The 24,680-nt window shown below is 71.4% G+C and carries 21 protein-coding genes and 2 tRNA genes; 16 read left to right on the forward strand and 7 right to left on the reverse strand.

Annotation, left to right across the window (positions count from 1 at the left end):
* Positions 1-30 precede the first annotated feature (30 nt).
* From ACFU8Q_RS19820 to ACFU8Q_RS19830, 3 genes are all read right to left on the reverse strand, one after another.
* Positions 31-1,362: an extracellular solute-binding protein gene (locus ACFU8Q_RS19820; protein ID WP_384455410.1), complete on the reverse strand. Its 1,332-nt coding sequence runs from the start codon at positions 1,360-1,362 to the stop codon at positions 31-33.
* A gap of 932 nt (positions 1,363-2,294) precedes the next feature.
* The gene (locus ACFU8Q_RS19825) at positions 2,295-3,236 is read right to left on the reverse strand and encodes a spermidine synthase (RefSeq protein WP_384455413.1); all 942 of its coding nucleotides are present in this window, start codon (positions 3,234-3,236) and stop codon (positions 2,295-2,297) included.
* A gap of 110 nt (positions 3,237-3,346) precedes the next feature.
* On the reverse strand, positions 3,347-3,796 hold the full coding sequence (locus ACFU8Q_RS19830; protein WP_384455415.1) for a hypothetical protein: 450 nt from the start codon (positions 3,794-3,796) through the stop codon (positions 3,347-3,349).
* A gap of 435 nt (positions 3,797-4,231) precedes the next feature.
* Between ACFU8Q_RS19830 and ACFU8Q_RS19835 the strand changes: the two genes are divergently transcribed.
* The gene (locus ACFU8Q_RS19835; protein WP_384455418.1) at positions 4,232-5,590 is read left to right on the forward strand and encodes a tetratricopeptide repeat protein; all 1,359 of its coding nucleotides are present in this window, start codon (positions 4,232-4,234) and stop codon (positions 5,588-5,590) included.
* 84 nt (positions 5,591-5,674) lie between these two features.
* Here the strand turns inward: ACFU8Q_RS19835 and ACFU8Q_RS19840 are convergent, their stop codons facing one another.
* Positions 5,675-6,271: a histidine phosphatase family protein gene (locus ACFU8Q_RS19840; protein WP_384455421.1), complete on the reverse strand. Its 597-nt coding sequence runs from the start codon at positions 6,269-6,271 to the stop codon at positions 5,675-5,677.
* Positions 6,272-6,529: 258 nt separating this feature from the next.
* On the opposite strand from ACFU8Q_RS19840, the gene ACFU8Q_RS19845 reads away from it, so the two are divergent.
* From ACFU8Q_RS19845 to ACFU8Q_RS19875, 7 genes are all read left to right on the forward strand, one after another.
* Entirely contained in the window at positions 6,530-7,522 is a 993-nt protein-coding gene (locus tag ACFU8Q_RS19845) for a phosphatase PAP2 family protein (protein ID WP_384455424.1), read from the forward strand.
* Entirely contained in the window at positions 7,407-8,594 is a 1,188-nt protein-coding gene (locus ACFU8Q_RS19850; protein WP_384455427.1) for a hypothetical protein, read from the forward strand. Before ACFU8Q_RS19845 ends, ACFU8Q_RS19850 begins: the two co-directional genes overlap by 116 nt.
* A complete protein-coding gene (locus tag ACFU8Q_RS19855) occupies positions 8,585-10,198 on the forward strand; it encodes a hypothetical protein (RefSeq protein ID WP_384455429.1) in 1,614 nt (537 codons plus the stop codon). Before ACFU8Q_RS19850 ends, ACFU8Q_RS19855 begins: the two co-directional genes overlap by 10 nt.
* Positions 10,195-11,529, forward strand: a complete 1,335-nt coding sequence (locus ACFU8Q_RS19860; protein ID WP_384455432.1) for an AAA domain-containing protein — start codon at positions 10,195-10,197, stop codon at positions 11,527-11,529. Before ACFU8Q_RS19855 ends, ACFU8Q_RS19860 begins: the two co-directional genes overlap by 4 nt.
* Before the next feature lie 92 nt (positions 11,530-11,621).
* A complete protein-coding gene (locus tag ACFU8Q_RS19865; RefSeq protein WP_384455435.1) occupies positions 11,622-11,963 on the forward strand; it encodes a hypothetical protein in 342 nt (113 codons plus the stop codon).
* Positions 11,964-12,155: 192 nt separating this feature from the next.
* Positions 12,156-12,860 (forward strand): bifunctional DNA primase/polymerase, encoded by a 705-nt coding sequence (locus tag ACFU8Q_RS19870; RefSeq protein ID WP_384455438.1) that lies wholly within the window; start codon positions 12,156-12,158, stop codon positions 12,858-12,860.
* A tRNA-Lys gene (locus ACFU8Q_RS19875) sits at positions 12,851-12,924 on the forward strand. The genes ACFU8Q_RS19870 and ACFU8Q_RS19875 overlap by 10 nt, the downstream gene beginning before the upstream one ends.
* Before the next feature lie 282 nt (positions 12,925-13,206).
* Here the strand turns inward: ACFU8Q_RS19875 and ACFU8Q_RS19880 are convergent.
* Positions 13,207-14,373, reverse strand: coding sequence for a M6 family metalloprotease domain-containing protein (locus tag ACFU8Q_RS19880; RefSeq protein ID WP_384455462.1), 1,167 nt, complete (start codon positions 14,371-14,373; stop codon positions 13,207-13,209).
* 456 nt (positions 14,374-14,829) lie between these two features.
* On the opposite strand from ACFU8Q_RS19880, the gene ACFU8Q_RS19885 reads away from it, so the two are divergent.
* Positions 14,830-16,707 (forward strand): putative bifunctional diguanylate cyclase/phosphodiesterase, encoded by a 1,878-nt coding sequence (locus ACFU8Q_RS19885; protein WP_384455441.1) that lies wholly within the window; start codon positions 14,830-14,832, stop codon positions 16,705-16,707.
* Positions 16,708-16,973: 266 nt separating this feature from the next.
* Here the strand turns inward: ACFU8Q_RS19885 and ACFU8Q_RS19890 are convergent, their stop codons facing one another.
* Together ACFU8Q_RS19890 and ACFU8Q_RS19895 are read right to left on the reverse strand one after the other, a co-directional pair.
* Positions 16,974-18,086 (reverse strand): LLM class flavin-dependent oxidoreductase, encoded by a 1,113-nt coding sequence (locus ACFU8Q_RS19890; RefSeq protein ID WP_384455465.1) that lies wholly within the window; start codon positions 18,084-18,086, stop codon positions 16,974-16,976.
* Positions 18,087-18,161: 75 nt separating this feature from the next.
* Positions 18,162-18,968 carry a decarboxylase gene (locus ACFU8Q_RS19895; protein WP_384455444.1) on the reverse strand — a complete coding sequence of 269 codons (807 nt, stop codon included), beginning with the start codon at positions 18,966-18,968 and terminating at the stop codon, positions 18,162-18,164.
* A 176-nt stretch (positions 18,969-19,144) separates the two neighbouring features.
* Here ACFU8Q_RS19895 and ACFU8Q_RS19900 point away from each other — a divergent pair, with 176 nt between their 5' ends.
* The 7 genes from ACFU8Q_RS19900 to ACFU8Q_RS19930 all read left to right on the forward strand — a co-directional run bounded on the left by ACFU8Q_RS19900 (position 19,145) and on the right by ACFU8Q_RS19930 (position 24,647).
* Positions 19,145-20,104 carry a D-2-hydroxyacid dehydrogenase gene (locus tag ACFU8Q_RS19900; RefSeq protein ID WP_384455446.1) on the forward strand — a complete coding sequence of 320 codons (960 nt, stop codon included), beginning with the start codon at positions 19,145-19,147 and terminating at the stop codon, positions 20,102-20,104.
* A 256-nt stretch (positions 20,105-20,360) separates the two neighbouring features.
* Complete coding sequence (gene ehuB, locus ACFU8Q_RS19905) at positions 20,361-21,263, forward strand: ectoine/hydroxyectoine ABC transporter substrate-binding protein EhuB (protein ID WP_384455448.1); 903 nt, start codon at positions 20,361-20,363, stop codon at positions 21,261-21,263.
* Positions 21,264-21,281: 18 nt separating this feature from the next.
* Positions 21,282-22,025, forward strand: a complete 744-nt coding sequence (ehuC, locus tag ACFU8Q_RS19910; protein ID WP_384455451.1) for an ectoine/hydroxyectoine ABC transporter permease subunit EhuC — start codon at positions 21,282-21,284, stop codon at positions 22,023-22,025.
* Positions 22,022-22,663, forward strand: coding sequence for an ectoine/hydroxyectoine ABC transporter permease subunit EhuD (ehuD, locus tag ACFU8Q_RS19915; protein WP_384455454.1), 642 nt, complete (start codon positions 22,022-22,024; stop codon positions 22,661-22,663). Before ehuC ends, ehuD begins: the two co-directional genes overlap by 4 nt.
* Entirely contained in the window at positions 22,653-23,501 is an 849-nt protein-coding gene (ehuA, locus tag ACFU8Q_RS19920; protein WP_384455457.1) for an ectoine/hydroxyectoine ABC transporter ATP-binding protein EhuA, read from the forward strand. Before ehuD ends, ehuA begins: the two co-directional genes overlap by 11 nt.
* Positions 23,502-23,666: 165 nt before the next feature.
* Complete coding sequence (locus tag ACFU8Q_RS19925) at positions 23,667-24,425, forward strand: IclR family transcriptional regulator (RefSeq protein WP_384455460.1); 759 nt, start codon at positions 23,667-23,669, stop codon at positions 24,423-24,425.
* A gap of 148 nt (positions 24,426-24,573) precedes the next feature.
* Positions 24,574-24,647: transfer RNA gene (locus ACFU8Q_RS19930), tRNA-Lys, on the forward strand.
* The last annotated feature ends 33 nt before the right edge of the window (positions 24,648-24,680 follow it).

Genomic DNA, 24,680 nt, shown 5'->3' on the forward strand with positions numbered 1-24,680 from the left:
GCTCCTGGGGGCCGCCCGCACCGGCGACGGTCAGCCGATCGCCTTGTCGATCGCGTTGGTCGCCGCCTTCCACGCGTCGTCGGGGCTCGTGCCGCGCTGCTCCATGTTGGTGATCTGGGTGGAGATGGTGTCCTTGATGACGCCGTCCTTCTCGCCGAGGACCGCCTCGGGGATGGACTTGGCCTCGTCGGCGTAGATCTGGCCGATGGGCGCGTCGTTGAAGTACGGGAGCTTGGCGTTCTTCACGTCCGGCAGGTCGTACGCGCCCTTGTTGGACGGGAAGACACCGATCGCCTTGAACACCGCGGCCTGCTGCTCGGGGGCGGTCAGCCACTTCACCAGCTTGCTGGCCTCCTCGACGTTCTTGCCCGACTTGGGCACGGCGAGGAAGGAGCCGCCCCAGTTGGCGGCGGTCGAACCGGGCGCGGTGGTGATGTCCCACTTGCCCTTGTTGCCCTCACCGGCGTTGGTCGAGATCTGACCGGCCATCCACGCGGGGCAGGCGACGGTGGCGATGGTGCCCTTGCGCAGTGCGGGAACCCAGGTGTTGGTGTCGAACTGGGCGAGGCCCTGGGAGAGCTTCTTGGACGCGACCTCGGCGGCGAGGTTCCAGCCCTGCTGGACGCTGGGGCTGTCCTTGTAGATCGGCTTGCCGCTCTCGTCGTAGTACTGCTTGGCGTTCGAGCTCACGACGGCGTTGAACATGGCGCTGGCGGAGTCCATGAAGTACGTGCCCTTCGGCGCGGTCTTCTTGTACTCCTCGCCGAGCTTGATGTAGTCCTCCCAGCCGCCCGCGATCTTCTTCGCGACTTCGGTGCGGTCGGTGGGCAGACCGGCCTTCTTGAAGAGGTCGGTGTTGTAGCAGAGGGACATCGGGCCGATGTCGGTGCCCGCGCCGATCACCTGACCGCCGGACGTGGTGGCCTGCTTCTCCTTCCAGGACACCCACTCGTTGACGTCGATCACCTTGCTGAGGTCGGCGAACTGGTCCGCCTTGGTGTCGACGATCTCCTTGATCCGGCCGACCTCGATGCCCTGGATGTCGGCGAGGCCACTGCCCGAGTTCAGCTGCTGGAGCAGCTTGGGGTAGTAGATCTTCTCGTCGGCGGTGGTGTCTTCCTTGATCGTGATGTTCGGGTGCAGTTCGTGGTACTTGGCGAAGAGGCCGGCTTCCTTGTAGCCGAACTGCCCGAAGTCGGCAACGGTGAGCGTGATCTTCCCGTTCGCGTCGGAGCCCGTGCTGTCCGATGAGTCCGAGTCGCTGCTGCAGCCGGTCAGCAGCAGGGCCGAGGCCGTCAGGCCCGTGGTGGCCAGAACCACGGCTCTGCGGCTCCGGCCGGCGACGGTGCGGGTGATGCGCATTCCACTACTCCTTGTTCCAGGGTGGGACTGGCGTTCTGACTGCGCGGCATACGCGCTGGTGAGTGCGGGTGCCGGGTGGTTCAGGGGGGAGGACACGGGCAGTGCCGTTCGAGCGGGAAGCCCCCGCACGATGTGGGAGCGCTCCCATGCGTCGATGTCGGAAGGTTCCTGCCTTTGAGGGGTGAGTGTCAAGAGTTGAAGGCGCTTCCGTTGCCCGAGTGTGTCCTGCAAGTCACGAGACCGTGTCCCGCCGAAGTCTTGCCATAGCCCGCGGGCGTCGGCCGGGAATCGGCCGCGAGGTCAGGCCGTTTCGAGAATGCGCAGGTCACGGACGCGTCGGCAGAGAGCCGCCGGGGCGGCCGCCCCGAACGGACCGTATTTCTGCCCGCCTCCGGGCGCGGCCCGCGTGACCCCTGGTTCACGCCCGGCCGCCCGCCGGAAGGTGAACGGGGTGTCGTGCGGTGGAGGGGGCCGCGGGCGTATCCGCGTTATTTCCCCGAACCCGGCCCTCCCGGACGCCCTTTCCAGGAAACGGCCGACCCGGCCCACCAGGGGCCCGACCGCGGCGGCGAACACCGCCACGGAGACACCACTCCCACCCGGCGCGCACACGGACGGGAGTACAGGTAGTCACTACGACGACACCAGCGACGCACTGGACCTCTACGGCACGAGGCTGTGCCCGTACGCCGTGGGACGCATGGCGCACGAGCCGGCCTTCGTGTGACGGGCACGAACCAGATCCGTAGGCAACGGGGCTGACGCTCAGCCGGAAGCACGAGGTACACACGTCGAACTGCGCCCTGTTGCGCGGCCCGCCCGCACGGTCACGGTGCGCGGCACGTCGAGCGGCGCGAGCAGGTGGCCTTGGGCAAGAGGTTCGGACGCGGTTCGGGGTTCGCGTGGTGGCACGCCGGCTTCGTACCGGCGGCTCACCCGAAGGCCGACGGCGGTGGCGCCGGGGACGGTCTGGCGTCGGCGTCGCTCACCGGGGTCGCGCCGCCGGTGAAGTCGGCGAGGGCGCGCCCGTGTTCGACGCGTCCGGGGTGCGGGTCGGTCGCGACCCGGCGGGTCAGTTCCGCGACCTTCGGCGGGAGGTCCGAGGCGAGCAGCACCGCGTTGCCGAAGCGGCGGCCGCGCCACACGGTCGGGTCGGCGGCGAGGGCCAGTTCGGGAAAGACGGTGGCCGCGGTGGCGATCTGGCCACGCAGGTGGGTCAGCGGCGGTCCGTCCGCGAGGTTGGCCACGTAACTCCCGCCGGGCTTCAGGACGCGGCGGACCTCGGCGAGGAACTCGGCGCTGGTGAGGTGCGCGGGGGTACGGGCCCCGCTGAAGACATCGGCGATGACGAGGTCCGCCCAGCCGTCCTGGATCTTGCCGAGTCCGGCGCGGGCATCGGTGGCGCGGACCCGGATCCTGGCCTGTGGGTCCAACGGCAGTTCGCGGCGGACCAGTTGGACGAGCGCGGCGTCCACCTCGATGATCTGCTGGGTGGAGCGGGGCCGGGTCGCGGCGATGTAGCGGGCGAGGGTGAACGCGCCGCCGCCGAGGTGCACCACGTGCAGGGGTTGTCCGGCGGGTGCGACGAGGTCGGCGATGTGGCCGATCCTGCGCTGGTACTCGAAGGACAGGTACGTGGGGTCGTCGAGGTCCACATGGGACTGGGGGGCGCCGTCGAGCGTCAGCGTCCACGCGTGCGGGCGCTCCCGGTCGGGCACCAGCTCGGCGAGGCCGCCGTCCACCTGTTCGGCGAGGGGCTCCGCCCGGCGCCCGGATGCCCCGCGCCCGGCCGCGCGGTCGGCCCTTCCGTCGGTCTTGCCGGCGGACCGTTTACGGGCGCCCGCGCCTGTGCCCGACGCTCCTCGACGTGCCACTGCTGCTCGTGCCTGCTCACTGCTCATCGCTCCGGACCGGTACGGAACCGGCCGCGCCGGGGAATCCCGGCCACCGGCCCATTATGAGCGTGCGGGCGAGGGGGCCGTGGTCAGCGGCAGTTGTCGGCCGCCTCGATCAGCCGGGCCGCCTGGTCGAGAGCGGCCCGCAGTACGACCGGGTCGGTGACCTGGGCGTCTTCCTCGGGCGGCAGCAGCCAGCGGCTGCCGGAGACCGGCGGCTCGGCGGGGATGCGGAGCCCGCGGCCGTCGGTCTGCGTACAGGCACTGCCCGGTACGTCCCAGGCCTCGGCGGTCCCCGGGGGCACCAGGAAGCCGAGGGTGTCGCAGGCGCCGTCGTGCAGGACCGGACCGACGGCCTCCTGGTCGGCGCCGCGGCGCAGGATGTCCACGGCCTCCAGTCCCTGGCGGGCCGGGACGGTCACCAGGTCACAGGGTTCGGCGCCGTGGTCCGCCGGGGGCGCGGTGGGCGCCGGTGCGCCCGTCGCGGCCGGGGTCGTCGCAGTCGTCCGTGAGCCGGTCTCCGTGCCGAGATGCAACAAGGGACCTCTCCTCTCATCGCCGGGCGGAGCCGGATTCCGTCTCCGCATGGACCAACGCGCCGACTGCGTCAAGGGCTACGGTGCCACGCCGCCGCAAAGGATGGCAGTTCATGGCAGATCGCGTGCGAAATGCCCCCTTTTGCCCAGAAACACTGTGTGTGCGGTCGGTCACAGCAGGTACCTTCTTGCTCCGCCGGGACCGGAAGCAGGAACCCCGGCTGCAGAAGAGAGGGCCCAGGCCCTCTCTTTCGGATCAGGCCGGATCAGTGAGCGGGGTCTGGTGCGTGCAGCTGCAAGGCGGAGGAGGAAGGCAACGGGGAGGGGGTCCCCCCATGCCTTTAAGGCTATGGGGGAGTTGGTGACCGACCACAACGCCGCAGATGTGCGTGCCAGAACCCGCGAGCCCGGCATGATCCGAAAGAGAGGGCCTAGCCCATGGTGTCGACAGGGGCAGTTCCCAACCTCGCCTTCCGGCGGCTGCGCGGACCGCGCTCCGCCGGGGAGTTCGCTGCCGCGGTGCGCAGATCCGCCCGCGAGATCGGCGAGCAGGTCGCGTGCGACGCCCGGTACATCGGACGCGTGGAGTCCGGCGAGATCCGCTGCCCCAACTACGCGTACGAGCGGGTCTTCCTGCACATGTTCCCCGGGACGACCCTGGCGGACCTGGGCTTCTCGCCACGCGAAACCGTACGCGGCCGAGCAGCGCGGGCCACTGCCGAAACGTCACCGTCCCCTGCGCTCCACAGCGACACCCACGAGGAGAGCGACGTGCTGCGTCGCGTATTCATGACGAGCGGCACCACCGCGATGGCGGCCGCGACCCTGGGGCTCGGCCTCGGCGGCACATCCGCCGCTGCCGCCACCCGGCCCGACCCACGCAGGGTCGGCGATGCCGAGGTGAGTGCCGTCGAGAAGGCGGTGCGGCAGATCCGGCTGCTCGACGACCGGCACGGCGGTGACGGCCTGTACCGCAGGGCGTCCCAGCCGCTGCGGGCGGCATACGCGCTGCTCGACTCCGGCACCGCCACCAAGCGCTCCACCGCTGACCGGCTGCATGCCGGGGCCGGCGAACTGGCCATCTCGGTGGGCTGGCTGGCCCATGACTCGGGCCGGTTCGAGGACGCCCGCTCGCACTACGCGGAGGCGCTCGCCACGGCGCGCGTGGCGGGTGACGCGGGGCTGGAGGCGCACGCGTTCTGCAATACGTCGTTCCTGGCCAGGGACACGGGGCGGCCCCGCGAGTCCGTGCGCGCGGCCGAGGCCGGACAGCGGGCGGCGCAGCCGCTGGGCTCGCCGCGGTTGCTTGCGCTGCTCGCGCTGCGCGAGGCGGGGGGCCGGGCGGGGCTCGGGGACCGTGCGGGCTGCGAACGGGCGATCGGCCGGGCGCACACCGCGTTCGAGTGCGGGCCGTCCGAAGCCGACCCGGAGTGGATGACGTTCTTCCGGGAGGCGGAGCTGGAGATGCTGGAGGCGCAGTGCTGGTCGACGCTGGGCGACTGGTCGCGGGCGGCCCGCCACGCGCTGCGGGCGACGCGGCTCCAGGATCCGCACTTCACCCGGAATCTGGCGCTGTACCGGGCCGAGTTGACCTGGGACCTCGCCCGGGCGGGCCGGGCCCCGGAGGCGGCGACAGCGGGCCACCAGGTGCTGGACCTGCTGGACCGGGTCCAGTCGTCCCGTATCCGGGCGATGCTGGCGGGCGCGGCGACAGTGCTGGCGCCGCAGCGGGGCGTGGCGGAGGTACGGGGGTTCCTGGATCGGTACGGGGAGGTCGCGGGGGCGTCGCGGGCGTAGCGGGGACCCGGCCGTCGGGCAGCCCGCACGTCCGGTCCCGTCCTCGAACGCCGGGCAGGCCCGCCTTCACAGCGCGGGCCGGGTCTACCGGTCCAGGTGACCCGTGTCGTTCCAGCGTTCTATCGCGGGCGCCCCGTACGCCCACCCCAGCACCGAGAGCGACGTCGGGTCGAGCCGGATGCGCGCCGCGAACGACACGTCCTCGCCGAGCCACCGCGCACCCAGCGCCCGCAGGATGTGGCCGTGGGCGAAGACCAGGACGTCGCGGTCTGCCGAGCGGGCCCAGTCGACGATCTCGTCGGCGCGGGCGGACAGTTCGGCCAGGGTCTCCCCCTGAGGCACCCCGTCACGCCAGATGAACCAGTCGGGGCGGAGCGCCTTGATCTGGGCCGGAGTCATCCCCTCGTACGCCCCGTAGTCCCACTCCAGCAGCGCGTCCCACGGCTCGGCCCGGTCCGCGAATCCCGCGATGTCGCAGGTCTCCTTGGCCCTCAGCAGCGGGCTCGTGCGGACTTCGAGGCCCGGCAGGTCCGCCCACGGCTTGCGGTGCAGCCGTTCCCCGAGGAGCTTGGCGCCCGCCCGGCCGGTGTCGAGCAGCGGGATGTCCGTCCTGCCGGTGTGATTGCCCTTGACGGACCATTCCGTCTGACCGTGCCGGGCGAGCAGGATACGCGGTGCCATGACGGCTCTCCCTGAATTGAGATCTGAGACCGGAGATCGAAAACAGGAAACAGGAAACGGATCGTCCGGTTTTCCCATCATCGCGCACGGGTCCGGGAGGCAACCTCCGGGGCCGGACCGGCGTCCCTCCCTGCGCGGAGAAATCCGTACGCACACAGGGGATCCGACCGGGACCCCCGGGGGGAATCACGGCCGACCTGCACCGTACGGTTGAACGCCCGCCGTCGGTCACATGAACACATGATGGAGAGCTTCCGGATGCAGCTTGCCAGCACCGCGCCTGTGGCGCGCCCGCGGCCCCGTTGGTGGACCGAGCTGCCGCTGCTGGCGCTGGTGTACGCAGCCTACTCGGCGGGCCGGCTGATCGTACGCGGCGACGTGTCCACGGCCGTCGACCACGGTCTGCGGATCCTGCACCTGGAGCAGACACTCCACATCAACTTCGAGCACCCGCTCAACCGGCTGCTGACCGCCCGCTCCTGGATAGGCATACCCGCCGACTTCGCGTACGCCTCCCTGCACTACCTGGTCACCCCGGCCGTCCTGATCTGGCTCTTCCGCCGCCGCCAGGCCCTGTACCGCACGGCCCGCACCTGGCTGATGACCTCCACATTGCTCGGCCTGATCGGTTTCACACTGATGCCGACCTGCCCGCCCCGGCTGCTGCACGCCAGTCACGGCTTCGTCGACACGATGGCGCAGTACAGCTCGTACGGCTGGTGGGGCACCGAGGCGAGTGCCCCGCGCGGCATGGGCGGAATGACGAACCAGTACGCGGCGATGCCGAGCCTGCACGTCGGCTGGGCGCTCTGGTGCGGAATCCTGCTGTGGCGGCACGGCCGGCACCCGCTCGTCCGGGCCGCGGGCATCGCGTACCCCCTGGTCACCACGTTCGTGGTGATGGGCACGGCCAACCACTACTTCCTCGACGCGGTCGCGGGCGCCGCCGTCATGGGCCTCGGAGCCCTGCTCACCCGGCCGGTGCTGCGTCTCGCCGACCAGGTCAGGGACCGGCTCGGAGCCCGCTTCCCGAGGTCCGCCGCAGGTGCGAAGTCCCCGGTTGTCAGTGCCGGATGCAAGACTTCGGCGGGTGAGCGAATCCCTGGCCAGCGGACCACCTCCGCAGACCCCACCGATGCCCCGGCACCGGCCGACGCAGACGCCTCGGCCGGCCGCGCACCCCGGGCCGATGCCGCTGCCCCCGCAGGAGCGGGAGGAGCGGGGGACGACGCTCCGGCAGCGGCTCGCTGAGCTGCGCGGCCCGGCCGTCGCCCCGCGTCCGCTCGACGCCCGCGCCCTGGCCGCCCTCGCCGCCAATCCGGGCTGCCGGCGCCGCGCCCTGCTGGACGGCGCCGGGGTGGACAAGGCCGCGCTGGCAACGGCGCTCGGTTCGCCCGCCCCGTTCGGCCAGTCGCAGTTCGCTCTTGTCCGGGGCAACGCCTTCGAGGCCAAGGTCAAGGCCGACGGCGGTACGGAGCTGATGCGGCTGCTGTACGAGCACCTCGGCGGTGCCGCCGGGGCGCCGCGCGAGGTCCTGGTGCCCGATCTGACGGCGGCCGGTCCCGAGGGCCGCGCCGCGCGCACGGCGCTCGCGCTGCGGGAGGCGACCGAGGCGGGCGGCTGGGCGCTGCTGGACCACCCGATGCTGGCCCTGGAGGTGGCGGGCTCCCCTGCCTATCTGGAGCCGGACGCGGTGGCGGTGCACCCCGACGGCACGTGGACGGTCGTCGAGATCAAGTCCTTCCCCATGATCGACGGTTCGGCCGACGCGGCGAAGGTCGGTGCGGCGGCCCGGCAGTCCGCCGTCTACGTCCTGGCGCTGGAGCGGATCGCGGAGCTGACGGAGGGTGCGAAGGTCGGACACCGGGTGCTGCTGGTCTGCCCGAAGGACTTCTCCAATCTGCCCGCCGCCTCGGTCGTGGACGTACGGAAGCAGCGTGCGGTCACCCGGCGCCAGCTGACCAGGCTGGCCCGGGTCGAGGACATCGCGGCGGCGCTGCCCGAGGGCACCACCTTCGATCCGGAGTGCCCCCGGGAGCAGCTCGACGCCGCGGTCGAGTCGGTCGGCGCGGCGTACGCCCCGGAGTGCCTGGCCGCGTGCGAGCTCGCCTTCCACTGCCGGGCGAAGGCCCGGGCGGCGGGTGCGGTGGAGGCGCTGGGGCGGAGTGTGCGCGGTGAGCTCGGCGGGCTGACGACCGTGGGTGCGGTGCTGGCCGCCGCCGCGGGCAAGGAGGGCGACCCGGCGGATCCGACGGTCGCGGCCCTGCGACGGGCGGCGGCACTGCGGGCCGGGGCGCTGACGGGCGGTGCGGCATGTCGCTGATCAGCACCCTGGCCCGGCTGGAGGCCGTGGAGAGCGGCCGGGCGCAGCCGATGGCGACGGTCCTGCACCGCCATCTCACCGACCGGCCGCTCGTCCTCGTGCCGCTGACCACCGCCGGTGAGACGGGCGCGCCGCTGGGGGCGCTCGTCGGGACGGACCGCGAGTCGCCCCGGCTGCTGACGGTGTCGCAGCCGCGCGACCGGGATCTGCGGTTCGCGTTTCTCGCGGAGCTGGCCGAGGCGGTGCTGCCGCACCTCGAGGCGTACGAGGATGTCGTCGAGCCCGCAGAGCGCAACGAAACCGATCCGGCGACCGGCAAGAAGGTCAAGGTCGAGGTCGAACTGTGCGCGGACGCACCGCAGTTGATCGTGCCGAGCCGGGCGGGCATCGACTTCGTACGGCTGCTCGGCCGGTCCATGCGGTTCCGCCGCACCGCGGAGGACGATCCCGACACCCCGTACCCCGCCCCGGCCCGCGTCCCCCTGCTGGGCCGCTGGCTGACGCACTACGGGGAGCGGGCCAGGGTGCCGGGCTCCTCGCTGCTGCTCGCCACGACGGATCTGCTGAACCGGCACTGGGCGACCGGGCAGAGCAGCCTGGAGGATCAGCATCTGGGCGCGCTGCTGGCCTGGATCGACGCGCCGGCGGGCGAATCCGGGGCATCGGCGGCGCTCCGCGCGGAGCTGGCTCGGGACGGCGCGGGCCAGCTGGTGTGCCCGCCGGCCGGTCCGGCGACCGACCCGGCGTTCGACAACCGGCTGCTGGCGCCCGCCATCGAGAAGTACGACCGGGCACGCACCTCGCTCGCGGCGGCCGAGGACGGCCTGGCAGCCGATGCCCGGCTTGCCGAACTGACCGGCGCCGAGCGGGAGATCAGGGCGCTGCTGGCCGCCGTGACGCGGCCGACCTGGGACGCGGTGTGGCGGGGGCTCGATCTGCTGAGGGAGCTGCCCGAGGGGGCCCGGGCCGAGGACCGGTGGACCAGGGACCGCTGGTCGTTCACCGGTCACCGGGACCGGGTGCGCTCCGGTGAACCGCCGCAGCCGCGCCGGGACGACGCGGTGACGGCGGCGCAGAAGCTGGCCTCGCGCGAGACGGCGCAGGCGCAGCTGGAGGCGCAGGAGGCCTTGGACGATCCGCTGGTGCTGGCCGGGCGGCGGCTGGCCGGTGAGGCGTTCGTCGGCGAGGTGACGGAGGTGGTGATGGCGTACAGCGAGTCCAAGCGCCCGTCCCCCCGCCCGCTGGTCACCGTCCGCACGGACGAGCACCCGCATCTCGGGGAACGCACCAAGGTGTACCGCTCGCTGGACGGCAGGCCGCAGACCGCCGAGTTCGTCCGGTACGGCGAGGAGCCGGCGGACGGCGGCGCGCCCGCGCTGGTGCTGCGGATCACCGACCGGATGGGCCGGAGCAAGGAGCCGGCCCCGGGTTCGGTGCCGGAGCCGGGCGACCGGATCTCCTGGACCCTGTTCGAGCACGACCAGCGCGGCGGGCCGAAGCTGCCGGACCCGGAGGAGACGCCGTGGACTCATGGCGGACCGCCGGGCGCGGCCGGTGAGCGCGCCGAGCATCCCGATCCCGTGACCGCGGAGGACCTTCTGTGACGGCCCTATTCGACCCGGGCGCCCAGGCCGCGCGGGCGACCGACGCGATCCTCGCCGACACCCTGGGCGGTACGTCGCGCGGCATCGTGGTGGACTCCCCGCCGGGCGCGGGCAAGTCGACGCTCGTGGTGCGCGCGGCGCTCGAACTCGCGGCGGCCGGGCACCCGTTGATGGTGGTCGCGCAGACGAACGCCCAGGTCGACGACCTGGTGGTGCGACTGGCCGAGAAGGACCCGGGGCTGCCCGTCGGCCGCTTGCACAGCAATGACTCCGACCCGTACGACAAGGTGCTGGACGGCCTGGCCAACGTACGGAAGTCGGCCAGGGCATCGGATCTCGCCGGGCTCGACGTCGTCATCTCGACGGCCGCGAAGTGGGCGCACGTGAAGAACGTCGAGCCGTGGGGCCACGCGATCGTCGACGAGGCGTACCAGATGCGTTCGGACGCGCTGCTGGCCGTCGCGGGCCTCTTCGAGCGGGCGTTGTTCGTCGGTGATCCGGGCCAGTTGGACCCGTTCTCGATCGTCGGCGCGGACCAGTGGGCGGGGCTGTCGTACGACCCGTCCGCGAGCGCGGTCTCCACGCTGCTGGCGCACAATCCCGGGCTGCCGCAGCACCGGCTGCCGGTGTCGTGGCGGCTGCCCGCGTCGGCCGCGCCGCTCGTCTCGGACGCGTTCTATCCGTACACCCCGTTCCGCAGCGGTACGGACCGAGGCGACCGGCGGCTGTCGTTCGGCACCCGGTCCGACGGCTCGGCGCCGGACCGAGTGCTGGACGAGGCCGCGGAGTCCGGCTGGGGCCTGCTGGAGCTCCCGGCCCGGCACACCCCGCGCACCGACCCGGAGGCGGTGCGGGCGGTGGCCCTGGTGGTCCGCCGGCTCCTCGACCGGGGCGGCGCGGCGACGAGCGAACGCTCCCCCGATCCGGTCCCGGTGACGGCGGACCGGGTCGCGGTCGGCACCGCCCACCGCGACCAGGCGGCGGCGGTACGGGCGGCGCTCGCCGAGCTGGGCGTGACGGGCGTGGCGGTGGACACGGCGAACCGGCTCCAGGGCCGCGAGTTCGACGTGACGGTGGTCCTGCACCCGCTGTCCGGCCGCCCGGACGCCACGGCGTTCCATTTGGAGACGGGCCGGCTGTGCGTCCTGGCCTCGCGCCACCGGCACGCGTGCATCGTGGTGTGCCGGGCGGGCGTCGCGGAGCTGCTCGACGAGCACCCGTCGACGGAGCCGGTGCAGCTGGGGGTCACGGTGAAGTTCCCGGACGGCTGGGAGGCGAACCACGCGGTTCTGGCGCATCTGGCCGAGCACCGGGTGCGGTGGGAGGTGTGACGGCGCCCGCCCAAGGAACGCCGGACAGCCCCCTTGCGCGGCGTTGGACAATGGAGGGTGGCCGTCGGGCCCACCGAAGGAGGAAACATCACATGGCACAACCCGAGCGGAACGAGCAGCAGCGGCTGCGCCCCGCGCCCCTGCTCTTCGAGCCGTCGGCGGCAGTCGCCGATCCCGAGCACTTCTTCGACCTGGAGTCGATGGAAGATCCGAAGGAGCTGCTGGCCCGCGCCACCGAGCTGACTCTGGCGTTCCGTGCCGCGACGGACCGCGCGGTCGAGTTCCAGGCCATCGCGGCCGCGCAGCTCGCCGATCCGCGCCGGTTCGACCGGCTGACGACCGCGGACATCGCGCAGCGTGCGGAGTGGACCGAGGACTACGCCAAGAAGATGGTCGAGTTCGGCCGGAGTCTGCTGGGCGGTTCCGCGCCCTGACGGCCGTCCCGGCCTCGCCACGACCGCCGTGCCGGCCTCAGCCGTAGCCGTACCTGCCGCAAGGCCCGGCGTCCCGCCCCGGGGACCGCCAGTGGCATATGCCCGAGCGCAAGATACTCCTCCCCACCCCGACCTGTCCCGATTTCCGACAACTCTCGGAATCCACTTGATCACTCCCGGTAGACATGGCGCATGAGCGCATGGCTGCCAGACGAAACGACCCTGCACGACGACGACCTCCACCACGGCGCCGACCTCTTCGCTCTCCTGCGGGACGGGGCCACGAACCGGACGGCTCAGGTCACGGCAGCCGGTGCCGCCTGGCTCGCCGGCGCCTCGGCTTATCCACGCAGCACGCTGGCACAGTGGGAGGCCCATCCCTCCTCACCCGGGGTACTGCCGTGCGGTTCGGCCTTCGACGTGGTGAACGTGCCCACCCTCTTCGGCCGCCGGATGCTGGAACACCTGTGGGCCGACGGCCCCGGCTCCGGCCCCGTCGCCACGCACCGCGGGCGGATGATGCTCTTCGCCTCCCCCGGCACCGCCCAGCGGCTGCCGTCGCTGCTCGACTGGGAGGAGTGGGGCGGCGGCCTCGAACCACGGGCCGGCACGGACCCGCGGGGGCGGGACGGCGACGGCGCGAAGGTTCCGCCGCTGCTCTGCCACGGCGCCGGGGACGCGGTGACCGTCCCCCCGCTGACCTGCACCTCCGCCACCCCCGGACCCCGCTGGGTGGTGGCGCCCGACACCCGAAGCCCCTGGCTGCCGGGCCCGGACGTACTGCTCTGGGCCTGTGTGCGGGTGACGCGGTCGACGCCCTCGCCGACGGCCCGGAATTCGATTTTTCCTCCCGCCGATCAGGGTGCTAATGTCTACGACGTCAGCAGGCGCCGCTAGCTCAGTTGGTTAGAGCAGCTGACTCTTAATCAGCGGGTCCGGGGTTCGAGTCCCTGGCGGCGCACAGACGGAAGAAGCCCTCTCGCGGAAGCGAGGGGGCTTCTTCGTGCCCGCACCACACGCCGCGTGTCACGCGTCATCCCGTCGTGGTCGCGGAAGCCCGCGTTCTAGTGCCGTGACCGGCAATGTCTGCCCCATGAGGAGCGTCGTCCGGTGCGTGCGATCGCGAGGCGGCCGGAAGTCCTTGGACGGGGTCTCCCCTGCTCGAACGAAGTTGAGAGCTTGGGGAAGGAGCCGCCAGGGCTTTCGGGGCGGCGCGACGGGGCAAAGCTCGCCGGGAGGGGCACTAGGTTCCCGTCGTGATCCGGACCGTCCAGGCACCCGAAGGCGTCCGGTCGGCGACCTCGATCCTGGCGTGCGCGCCGGGGATGCTGAACGTCTCGCCGACCCGCATCGGGGCGTCTGCGAGCGGCGCGTACACGGACTGGTCCCAGCAGGCGTCGGTGCGAGGGTGGGTGTCGATGACCTCGACGGGGCCGCCGCCGGACGGGATTCCGTTGCGCACCCGGTAGAGCAGGACGCCCTCGGAGCAGGTCGTCCGGTCATTGCCGGTGGCGCTGCGGGCCTCGATGGCCACGGCGCTGCCCTCGCCGGTCCTGATCACCGCGAGCCGGGTGCCGATGGAGGCGCCGCGTGCGGGCACGGCGGCCATCGGCTCCAGAGTGATGTCCAGGCTGCGCTGGACGCAGATCACCTGCCTGCGGTCCAGCCAGCCCAGCTTCCACTTGTGCCAGCCGAAGAAGTCCGGCGCGAGGCCGAACTGGCTGCCCATCACGTCCCAGTCACCGACATAGGTGTCCCAGTCACCCTTGCCGTCGGACGGCCGGTGGTAGAGGTCCGGCAGGTCGAAGACGTGCCCGGTCTCGTGGGCCAGCACGTTGTGGTCCGGCGGGTGCTGCTCGAAGACGGTGACGACGCGCCGGATGTCCGTGCCGTCGGCACGCAGCGGCCGATCGAAGTTGACGACCTTGGTGGCATCGGAGTCGACCCCCGGGGCGTCCGGGTCGGCGACCAGGTAAACGATGTCGAACCGGGAGAAATCGACCTTCGGGTCGGCCGCGGCGATGGCGTCGCGCAGATAGGCACTGCGCCGCTCGCTGTTCCAGTCCCGCTGTATTCCGTACCAGACAGAGGCCTTGGGCATCTGGATCCACTGCCGCAGCGGGTGCGGGCGCAGGGTGAATTTTCCGTACGAGGCCCGTTGGAAGAACTGGGTGGTGGCGGGGAAGTAGTCGGCGGTGAGCTCCTTAGGGGTGGCGCCGGGGCGATGGTCCGGAAAGGAGAGGAAGACCATGACCGCGTCGAGGGAGTGGACGGGGCGGGGGTAGGCGTCGTTCCACTCCCCCACCCCGAGCGAGTGGTGGACCTCGGTACGGGGGAGCGCGCACGGACCCGCTTCGCCGGTGGCGGCCACCGCAGGCCCGGCGACGAGGGAGGTGGTGACGAGCGCCATCAGGGAAGTCGCCGCGGCGACCACCCTGCGCAGGCTCGGCCTCCCGACTCCCCCGGTTCTGTGCAGGCGCGGCACATCTACCTCCGGGTGCGAGCTGCGGTCACCCACTCACCCTGTGATGATTCGAGGCTTTCGTCCTGCTGAGCTGCCCCAGTCGAGTCAGCGGCTGTCCAGGGCGCCACTCTCACGGACAGTCACAATCAATCACGTGAAGGTCGCGAGAGAGCGGAAGCGCTCAGAAACGATCAGTCGCGGACAAACCGGATCGGCTGGCGACTGGCCCATGCGGGGCGAACGCGAGGCGCGGACGGGTCGGGCGCTGGAACGGCCGACGCACCAACCTCTATGCTTCACCAGGCTTTCCCGCGTGGTTTCCGCCTCCCACAGCGGTGCTCCGCGCGGCGGGCCAGTCCGGCCACACCTGTTCAGGACAGAACTGCACGGCGGGAGCGAACGGTGAGCGGAACCTCCGAAGGGCCGAGGCCCGCGGCGGTCACATCCCCCCACTCCGCAGGACCGTCGGCCACGGAGTGTCACCCTCCGTGGCCCGCTGCCGGGGCCCGGGGACCGGAGCCGTACGGCTATCGGGCCGCCTTCCGGGCCGCCACGCTCCCGATGGCCGTCGTCGACCACGAGGGACTGGTGCTCGCCGCCAACGACGCGCTCGGCGGGCTCCTCGGCTTCTCCGCCGCGGCACTGACCACGCAGTCGGCGGCCGATCTCCTCGACCTCGCGGCGGACGGCCGCAGCTGGCACGCGTACCGCGAGGTGCTGCACGGCCGGCGCTCACGGTTCCGCTGCACCCACAGGCTCAAGCACCCCGACGGGCGCGCACTGTGGGCCGAGATCACCGTCGTACCGATGCCCGAACCGGAGGCGGGCCGGGCCGATGCCCTGCGGCCCGGTCCCGGCCCCGTGCTGCTCTCCGTCGCGGACGTCAGCGACCGGCGTGAGCTGCAGAAGCGGCTGCGCCACCTCCAGATGCACGATCCGGTGACCCGGCTGCCCAACCGGGCGCTGTTCTTCGAACGGCTCTCGGCCGTCCTGGAGACCCCGCCGTACGAGGACGGCGGGGTCACCGGACAGGGCCGGATCGGGCTCTGCTATCTCGATCTCGACGGTTTCAAGGCCGTCAACGACACGATGGGCCACCGGATCGGCGACCGGCTGCTCGCCGCCGTCGCCGCACGGCTCACCGACTGCGCGGCCCAGGACCGCCCGCACCGTCCCGGCGCCCATCTCGTGGCGCGCCTGGGTGGCGACGAGTTCGCGATCCTGGTCGAGGACTCCGCCGGTACGCAAGCGCTCACCGACCTGGCCCGCACGGTCCTCGCCGCGCTGCAGAAGCCTTTCGACCTGGACGGGCAGCGGCTTTCCGTCTCGGCCTCGATCGGAGTGGTGGAACGGGCCGTGGCCGACACCTCGGCGACCGGTCTGATGCAGGCCGCCGACACCACGCTGTACTGGGCGAAGGCGGACGGCAAGGCCCGATGGACGCTCTTCGACCCGGAGCGCAACGCCCACCGGATGACCCGGCAGACGCTCTCCTCCCATCTGCGGCCCGCCGTCGAACGCGGCGAGTTCACCATCGAGTACCAGCCGCTGGTCGGCATGGCCGACGGAGTCGTACGCGGGGTGGAGGCCCTGGTCCGCTGGAACCACCCCCAGTTCGGCCTGCTCGCACCGAATCGGTTCGTCGCGATCGCCGAGGAGGACGGCTCGATCGTCCAGCTCGGCCGGTGGGTGCTGCGGTCCGCGTGCCGCCAGGCCCGGCGCTGGCAGCTCGACCACCCGGCCGAGCCACCGCTGTTCATCAGCGTCAATGTCGCCGTCCGGCAGGTCTGGGACTCCGACCTGGTCACCGATGTCGCGGAGATCCTCGCCGAGACCGGCCTCGATCCCGCGCTGCTGCAACTGGAGCTGACCGAGTCGGCGGTGATGGGCTCGGCTGGCCGCCCGCTCCAGGCCCTCCAGTCGCTCAGCGACATGGGCGTACGGATCGCGATCGACGACTTCGGGACCGGCTACTCGAACCTCGCCTATCTCAGCCGGCTGCCCGTTTCCGTGCTGAAGCTGGACGGTTCGTTCGTACGCGGCTTCCGCTACGACGACGGCGACCGCCCGAGCCCCGCCGACGAGACGATCGTCGAGGCGATGGTGCACCTGGCGCACCGGCTGGGCCTGACCGTCACCGCGGAGTGCGTGGAGACGGCGGGCCAGGCCGAACGACTGCGCAGGATCGGCTGCGACACCGGGCAGGGCTGGCTGTACTCGCGCGCGGTGGCCCCGGAACGGATCGCCGAACTGATCGGCAGCCGGAAGCTGAACGTCTGACCCCGGGATTCCCGGCCCCGGGTCAGAAGATCGGGGCCGGTGTCAGGCCTTCGGCAGCCCGTACGCGTCCGCGATCAGCTCGTAGCCGCGCAGCCGGAAGCTGAACACCTGACCCCGGAATTCCCGCCCCCGGGTCAGAAGACCGGCGCCGGTGTCAGGCCTTCGGCAGCCCGTACGCGTCCGCGATCAGCTCGTAGCCACGCAGCCGGAAGCTGAACACCTGACCCCGGAATTCCCGCCCCCGGGTCAGAAGACCGGCGCCGGTGTCAGGCCGTCGGCAGCCCGTACGCGTCCGCGATCAGCTCGTAGCCGCGCAGCCGGGCCTCGCCGCCGTGGGCGTTGGCGGTGATCATCAGTTCGTCGGCGCCGGTGCGCTTGGCCAGGTCGTCGAGGCCCGTACGGACCTCGTCCGCCGTGCCGTGGACGATGTTGACCAGCCAGCTGTCGACGAACTCGCGCTCCATGGGGCTGAAGGCGTACGCCTCCGCCTCCTCGGGTGTCGGGACCAGGCCGGGCCGGCCGGTGCGCAGGCGGACCATGGACAGGGCGCCGGAGAGAACCTGGCGGCGGGCCTCGCGCTCGTCGTCGGCGGCCAAGGCCGAGACACCGATCAGGGCGTACGGGGCATCGAGCACCGCGGACGGCCGGAACGACTCCCGGTACAGGTCGAGGGCCGGCACGGTGTTCTGGGCCGAGAAGTGGTGGGCGAAGGCGAACGGCAGGCCGAGTACGCCGGCCAGCCGGGCGCTGAAGCCGGAGGAGCCGAGCAGCCAGATCGGCGGGCGGGCCGCCGACTGGACGCCACCCTCGGCGGTGGCCTGGACCGGGCCGGGGACCGCGTGGATACGGGCGTAGGGGTGGCCGTCGGGGAAGTCGTCGTCCAGGAACCGGGTCAGCTCGGCGAGCTGCTGCGGGAAATCATCGGCGCCTTCGCCCAGCCGGTCCGTCCGGCGCAGGGCGGCTGCCGTCGCTCCGTCGGTGCCGGGGGCGCGCCCGAGGCCGAGGTCGATGCGGCCGGGGGCCATGGCCTCAAGGGTGCCGAACTGTTCGGCGATGACGAGCGGTGCGTGGTTGGGCAGCATCACGCCGCCGGAACCGAGCCGGATGCGCTCGGTGTGCGCGGCGAGGTGGGCCAGGATCACGGCCGGTGAGGAGGAGGCGACGCCCGGCATGGAATGGTGTTCGGCGACCCAGTAGCGGTGGAATCCGCGGCGCTCGGCGAGCCGTGCGATGTCCACGCTCGTGCGCAGCGCCTGGGTGGCGGTGCGGCCCTGGCCCACGGTCACCAGGTCCAGCACGGAGAGCGGAACGGTGGCCGTCCCTTCCGCCTTGCCTCGGATCTCGTCGCCACGGATCTCGTCGGCTCGAATCTCGTCCACGTCCTGGCCCTCTCCGGTGATGCGCATGCGTGCGGCTCGTACGTCCGGAACAGCTGAACAGGAGGCGGTCTCCGGTTATTCCCCCCACCGGCCGGGGCGTCCCTTCTTTCCGCTCCGTGCCCACGCCCGGCCCTCGCCCCATCGGGCCACCGGGGCCGGGGGCGCCTCGCGCTCGGCGAAGATCTTGCCGAGCCTCGGGGACCAGGCCCGGCGGTCCGCCAGCCGCAGCCCTTCCCGGACCGCCACCTGGTTTCCGGTGAGGACCGGCTTGCCGAGGAATTCCTCCAGCTCCGCCAGGTGCGTGACGGTGTGCAGGGCCGTGTCGGGCAGCAGCATCACCTCCGCCTCCGGCCGGTCCGCGGCCCGGACGAGTTCCCGCACCTCGGCCGGGTCCCAGGCGGCGGCCTCGGCGGCGGAGCCCAGGTGAGCGGCGTGGGTGGCGACGACCTCGATCCCCGCGGAGTGCAGGAAGGCGGTGAACAGTGCGGCGATGTCCTCGGGATAGGTCGCGGCGACCGCGACGCGGGTGGCGTCCAGCTCCCGCACCGCGTGGACGAAGCCGAACGAGGTACTGGAGGCGGGCACCCCGGCCGCCCGGGCCAGGGCGGCGGTCTGTTCGTGGGCGCCCTTCCACCCGTACAGGAAGCTGCCGCTGCCGCTCACCCAGACGACGGACTCGACACCGGCGCGCTGCAGTTCCGGCACCCCGGCGGCCAGCCGTTCGGGCACACCGGTGCGCGTCAGCGCGTCGATCTCGTAGACGTCCTCGTCGATGGCGGTGTGGTTCACGACCAGCCTGACGGCGTCGAGCAGGATCTCCATCCGCGGGAAGTCGTCCTCCGCGAAGTGGTGGCCCGGGTAGAGAAAGCCGAGGGTCGTCATGTCCACCCTTCCTGTTCCGGCGGATGCCCTGTTCCTGCGGACGCCCGTTTCACCCCGTCCCTCCCTAGTATTGCCCCATACGTCGCCGCCTCCACGGCGACCTGTTGACGCAGGCGGGCGCGGGTGCGAGCGTGGTCGGGTCGCACATCTCAGACGCAGCGGAGCGCCCGTCTCTCATGTCAGAGCCCACCCTGCTCGTCCTGGACACCGACCCGTCGCCGCGTCTTGGCCGGCTGACCGGCCGGGCCGTCGTGCGGTACACCGACGAGGCCGGGCTCGCCGCACGGCTCCCCGAAGCCGACGTGCTGTTGGTGTGGGACTTCACCTCCGACGCGGTACGGGCCGCCTGGCCCGGCGCCGGACCGCGCCCGGCGTGGGTGCATACGGCGAGCGCGGGCGTGGACCGGCTGCTCTGCCCGGAGCTGGCGGCCTCCGAGACGGTGGTGACCAACGCACGGGGCATCTTCGAGCGGCCGATCGCCGAGTACGTGACGGGCCTGGTGCTGGCGTTCGCCAAGGATCTCCCCGGCACGCTGGAGCTCCAGCACCGGCGGCTGTGGCGCCACCGGGAGAGCACCCAAGTGGCGGGCAGCCGCGCGGTGGTCGTCGGCGCGGGCCCGATCGGGCGGGAGATCACCCGGCTGCTGATCGCCCTCGGTGTCGAGGTGGCGCTCGTGGGGCGCAGGGCGCGGCGCACCATCCATGGCGTGGCGGATCTGGACCGGCTGGCCGCCATGGCGGACTGGGTGATCTGCGCGGCGCCGCTGACGGAGTCGACCCGCGCCATGTTCGACGCGCGGTTCTTCGGGCTGATGCAGCCGTCGGCCCGCTTCATCAATGTGGGGCGCGGTCCGCTGGTCGTCGAGGACGATCTGGTCGCCGCGCTGCGCAAGCGCTGGATCGCGGGCGCGGCACTCGATGTCTTCGAGCAGGAGCCACTGGGTCCGCAGAGCCCGCTCTGGGACGTACCGGATCTGATCGTGTCACCGCACATGAGCGGCGACACGGCAGGCTGGCGGGACCGGCTGGGCGAGCAGTTCGTGGAGATGTTCGAACTCTGGGCGTCCGGGGCACCGTTGCCGAACGTGGTGGACAAACAGCGCGGCTACACCCCCGTCCGGGAGCCGGGCGAGTGATCTCAACCGACCGGGGAAGAAGGTCACTTCATCACCTCATGCCGGACATCTCCATATAACGGTCGGTCATGAGCCGTTCCCCGCCGGGGAATACGCGCAGCGCACCCGCCGTCGCACTCCGCTCGCAATCGGACACGGGAAGGTCACCTTCCGGCCACCGTTCGATCACAGGGGACCGCTTCCTGCATAGACGTACGGGATCGGGCAGGCGCACCCCCTGTCCGGACTGTTCGACCCTTCCAGGAGATTGCGAACCATGGCTGACTTCCCGAACCTGTCCCGCCGGGGCTTTCTCAACCGATCGGCGGCCGTGGGTGGCCTGCTTGTCGTTCCCGGGCTGCTCTCCGCGTGCAGCAAGACCGACGCCGGTTCCGCGGACGGTGCGGGGGCGCTCGACAAGCTCCGCAAGCAGGGATTCGTCCGGGTCGCGTACGCCAATGAAGCCCCCTACGGCTATCTGGAGGGCAAGCAGCTCAAGGGCGAGGCGCCCACGCTGCACCGGGAGATCTTCAAGGCGCTCGGCATCGACGAGCTGAAGCCCACCCTCTCCGAGTGGGACGGCCTGATCCCCGGACTGCAGGCCGGGAAGTACGACGTGGTCAGCGCCGGCATGGCCATCACGCCGGAGCGCTGCGCGAACGCCGTTTTCTCCGAGCCGGAGTTCATCTCGCCCACCGCGCTGATGGTGAAGAAGGGCAACCCGAAGAAGGTCACCGACCTGGCGTCCGCGAAGGCCGCCGGGATCACCGTCGGCGTGATGTCGGGCGCCGTCGAGGGCAAGTACGCCGAGGGCGCGGGCATTCCCAAGGACAAGATCAAGACACTGCAGAAGCCGCAGGACGGCGCCGACGCGGTCAAGGGCGGCCGGGTCGACGCGTTCCTGCTCACCGGCATCTCGCTGCGCTGGCTGGCGAAGACGAACTCCGAGACCGAGGTCACCGAGGCCTTCCTGCCGGAGCTCGACGGCGCGAAGCAGTACAGCCCCGGCGGCGCCGTCTTCCGCAAGGGCAACGAGGACCTGCGGGACGCCTTCAACCGCGAGCTGAAGAAGATCGTCTCGGACAAGTCACGCTATGTGGGCCTGCTCCAGGAGTACGGCTTCGGAGCCACCGAGCTCCCGCCGGCCCCCCTGAAGACGGCCGACCTGTGCAAGGGCTGACGGGACGGAACGCACCGCATGAGTGATTTCTTCTCCGCCTTCTTCGACGATCTGCCGCAATTGCGCGCGGGGCTGTGGGTGACCCTCCAGGCCACCGTCCTCGGCGCGCTGCTCGCCCTGCTCCTGTCGTTCGTCCTCGGCCTGATGTCGGTCAGCCGGCTGCTGGTGGCGCGCGGGGTGTCGCGTGTGGTCGTGGAGTTCTTCCGCGGCACCTCGCTCTACATCCAGCTGTTCTGGCTCTACTACGCGATGCCGCCGCTGACGGGGTACGAACTGACGCCGCTGCTCTGCGGTGTCGTCGCCTTCGGTCTCAACTACGGTGCGTACGGGGCCGAGGTGGTGCGCGGCGCGATCAACGCCGTACCGCGCGCCCAGTACGAGGCGGCCGTCGCGCTGAACATGACGCCGCTGCACCGGATGCGGAAGGTGATCCTTCCGCAGGCATGGGTGCAGATGATCCCGTCCTTCACCAATCTGCTGATCCAGCTGCTGAAATGCACCCCGTTGCTGTGGCTGATCTCGGCGGCCGACCTGATGACCGTGATCCAGCAGCTGCGCGACCGTACCGGTGAGACGCTCACCGCGTACGTGACCCTGCTGGTCCTCTACTTCGTCCTGGCCTACGCGCTGACCCTGCTGATGAATCTGCTGGAGCGCGGCGCCAAGCGGCGGCTCGGCCTGGCGACCGGTGCGGGCTCGCTGCTGCGCAGTCGCAGCACCACGGAAGCCGTCGCGTCGACGGCCGGAGGTGGTGCCCGGTGAACGGCTTCGACTGGAACGCCGCCGGGGACGTACTGCCCGTGGTGCTCAAGGGGTTCGAGGTCACACTGCTCGCCACCGTGCTCGGCACGCTCGTGGCCGCGGTGCTCGGGCTCGCCATCGCGGTCGCCGGACGGGCCTCGAGCAGGTTCGTGACGGTGCCGGTCCGGGCCGTGATGGAGTTCATCCGGTCCACCCCACTGCTCGTCCAACTCGTCGGCGCGGCGGCCCTGTTCACTTCGGTGGAACCGCTGACGATCGGCATCGTGGTGCTGGGCGTCCACTACGCCACGTACACCTCCGAGGTGTACCGCGCCGGGATCGACGGTGTGCCGAAGGGCCAGTGGGAGGCCTGCCGGGCGCTCTCGCTCACCCCGCGGCGGACCTGGCAGGCCGTGATCCTGCCGCAGGCGGTGCGCAATGTGCTGCCCGCCCTCGGCAACTACGCGATCTCGATGTTCAAGGAGACCCCGTTCCTCGCCGTGATCACGGTGCAGGAGATGGTCTTCGAGGCCCGCGAGTACGGCGCCGCCCACTTCGCGTACACCGAGGCATTCACGCTCGCCGGGCTGGTCTTCCTGGTCGCGAGCTACCCCACCTCGCTGCTGATGAGAAAGCTGGAGAAGCGTCTTGGCCACTGAACCCCTCCCCCTGCAGAAGACCGCACCCCGGGCCCCCGAGGAGGCCGTGCCGGCCGCCGTCGCGGCGACAGGCCATCCGCTGGTCCGCTTCGACGACGTCGTGAAGCGGTACGGCGACCACGTCGTCCTCGACCAGTTGGACTTCTCCGTACGGCGCGGCGAGCACGTCACCCTGATCGGGCCCAGCGGCTCGGGCAAGACCACCATCCTGCGGCTGCTGATGACCCTCGAAAGGGTCAGCGACGGGGTCATCTGGGTGGACGGCGACCCGCTGTCCCACACCAGGGCGCCCGACGGCTCGCTGAGGCCGGCGACCGAGAAGCATCTGCGCGAGGCCCGGAAGAAGATCGGCATGGTCTTCCAGCAGTTCAACCTCTTCCCCAACATGAAGGTGCTGCAGAACATCACCGAGGCCCCGGTCAACGTGCTGGGCATGGACCGCGACGAGGCGGAGAGCCGCGCCCGCGAACTGCTCGACCTGGTCGGGCTCTCGGCGAAGATCGACGCGCATCCCTCCCAGCTCTCCGGCGGCCAGCAGCAGCGGGTGGCGATCGCCCGGGCGCTGGCGATGCGGCCGGAGATCCTGCTGCTCGACGAGGTGACGTCGGCGCTCGACCCTGAGCTGGTGGCGGGCGTGCTGGAACTGCTGAGCGACATCGCCAGGAACACCGACATCACCATGCTCTGCGTGACCCACGAGATGAACTTCGCCCGCGACGTCTCGGAAACGGTACTGATGTTCGATGCTGGACGCGTGGTCGAGTCCGGTTCGCCGGAGAAAATCTTCTCCGATCCCGAGCACGAACGCACACGCGAATTCCTTACCGCGGTGCTGTGACCTCGGAACTCGTCGCAAACCCATGACCCTGGCATATGCCTGCCGGATGCGCCCCAGCTGACGGAGCCGGGGCGCTCCGCTTTCTCGTCAACAGACGCCCCGAACAGGGGCCTTGGCGGCTATCGTGAGGGCAGAGCTTGCGGTCACAACCTGGTGGGGGAAACCGTGACGTTGAAGCCCGAACCGACCGCACCGTTCCACTCGGTGCAGCACGCCCTTCGCGTTCTCGAGACGGTCTCCGAACACGGCGACGGCGTGACGGATGCCCAGATCTCCCGGGAGACGGGACTGCCCGTCGGGCATCTCACCTCCCTGCTGCTGATGCTGCGCCGTGAGGGGTACGTCGAACAGATCACCGACGGCGCGTACGTCATCGGCTCCTCGCTGCTGCTCCTCGGCTCCGGGGCGGCGCGCAGGCAGGCCCTGGAGACCAAGCTCCAGCAGTCGCTGGCGCAGCTGCGCGATTCGGTCGGCGCGGCGGTCTACATCAGCCGGTACGTCGACGGCGAGATCCGGGTCACGCAGTACGCCGACGGCCCCCACGCCCCCGCGGTCAACGAGTGGGTGGATTTCCGGTCCTCCGCGCACGCCTCGGCGGTCGGCAAGTGCCTGCTGGCCCAGCTCGACCAGAACGGCCGCCGCGACCACCTCTCGCGCCACAAGACGGCCCGGCTCACCTCGCGGACGATCACCAGCGAGAAGGTGCTCTTCTCCAAGTTGGACAGCCAGCCGGCGACGGTCCCGGTGCTCGACATCCAGGAGTACGCGGTCGGCACGGTGTGCGCGGCGGTGCCGCTGACCGCCGGGTCGGCTGCGGGGTGCCTGGCGCTGTCCCTGCCGATCGAGGACGCCCATCGCCTGCGCACGGCGGCGGACACGCTGAACCGACGGGCGGCTCCCGTGCTCTTGTCGCTGGCGCTCTAGGCGTGGGGGGGGGACGTGAGGCCCACCGCGGTGTCCCGGGACGGCTTCGTCCTCGATCACCGGACGGGCTTGATAGCGCCCGATATGCCCGGCTTGTTCGACTGTCATCAGCACCCCTCGGGAGCAGGTATTATTTTCGAGTCAGCAGGCGCCGCTAGCTCAGTTGGTTAGAGCAGCTGACTCTTAATCAGCGGGTCCGGGGTTCGAGTCCCTGGCGGCGCACAGACAACGCACTGGGCGGTTCACGTACACACG

The organism is Streptomyces sp. NPDC057543 (assembly GCF_042801895.1).
Taxonomy (GTDB): Bacteria; Actinomycetota; Actinomycetes; order Streptomycetales; family Streptomycetaceae; genus Streptomyces.

What these genes read in the sequence shown, in the direction of transcription:
- ACFU8Q_RS19820 (WP_384455410.1), bottom strand. Translation starts at nt 1,362, where the DNA reads ATGCGCATCACCCGCACCGTCGCCGGCCGGAGCCGCAGAGCCGTGGTT.
- ACFU8Q_RS19835 (WP_384455418.1), top strand. Translation starts at nt 4,232, where the DNA reads ATGGTGTCGACAGGGGCAGTTCCCAACCTCGCCTTCCGGCGGCTGCGC.
- ACFU8Q_RS19840 (WP_384455421.1), bottom strand. Translation starts at nt 6,271, where the DNA reads ATGGCACCGCGTATCCTGCTCGCCCGGCACGGTCAGACGGAATGGTCC.
- ACFU8Q_RS19845 (WP_384455424.1), top strand. Translation starts at nt 6,530, where the DNA reads ATGCAGCTTGCCAGCACCGCGCCTGTGGCGCGCCCGCGGCCCCGTTGG.
- ACFU8Q_RS19850 (WP_384455427.1), top strand. Translation starts at nt 7,407, where the DNA reads ATGCCCCGGCACCGGCCGACGCAGACGCCTCGGCCGGCCGCGCACCCC.
- ACFU8Q_RS19855 (WP_384455429.1), top strand. Translation starts at nt 8,585, where the DNA reads ATGTCGCTGATCAGCACCCTGGCCCGGCTGGAGGCCGTGGAGAGCGGC.
- ACFU8Q_RS19865 (WP_384455435.1), top strand. Translation starts at nt 11,622, where the DNA reads ATGGCACAACCCGAGCGGAACGAGCAGCAGCGGCTGCGCCCCGCGCCC.
- ACFU8Q_RS19870 (WP_384455438.1), top strand. Translation starts at nt 12,156, where the DNA reads ATGAGCGCATGGCTGCCAGACGAAACGACCCTGCACGACGACGACCTC.
- ACFU8Q_RS19880 (WP_384455462.1), bottom strand. Translation starts at nt 14,373, where the DNA reads ATGGCGCTCGTCACCACCTCCCTCGTCGCCGGGCCTGCGGTGGCCGCC.
- ACFU8Q_RS19895 (WP_384455444.1), bottom strand. Translation starts at nt 18,968, where the DNA reads ATGACGACCCTCGGCTTTCTCTACCCGGGCCACCACTTCGCGGAGGAC.
- ACFU8Q_RS19900 (WP_384455446.1), top strand. Translation starts at nt 19,145, where the DNA reads ATGTCAGAGCCCACCCTGCTCGTCCTGGACACCGACCCGTCGCCGCGT.
- ehuB (WP_384455448.1), top strand. Translation starts at nt 20,361, where the DNA reads ATGGCTGACTTCCCGAACCTGTCCCGCCGGGGCTTTCTCAACCGATCG.
- ehuC (WP_384455451.1), top strand. Translation starts at nt 21,282, where the DNA reads ATGAGTGATTTCTTCTCCGCCTTCTTCGACGATCTGCCGCAATTGCGC.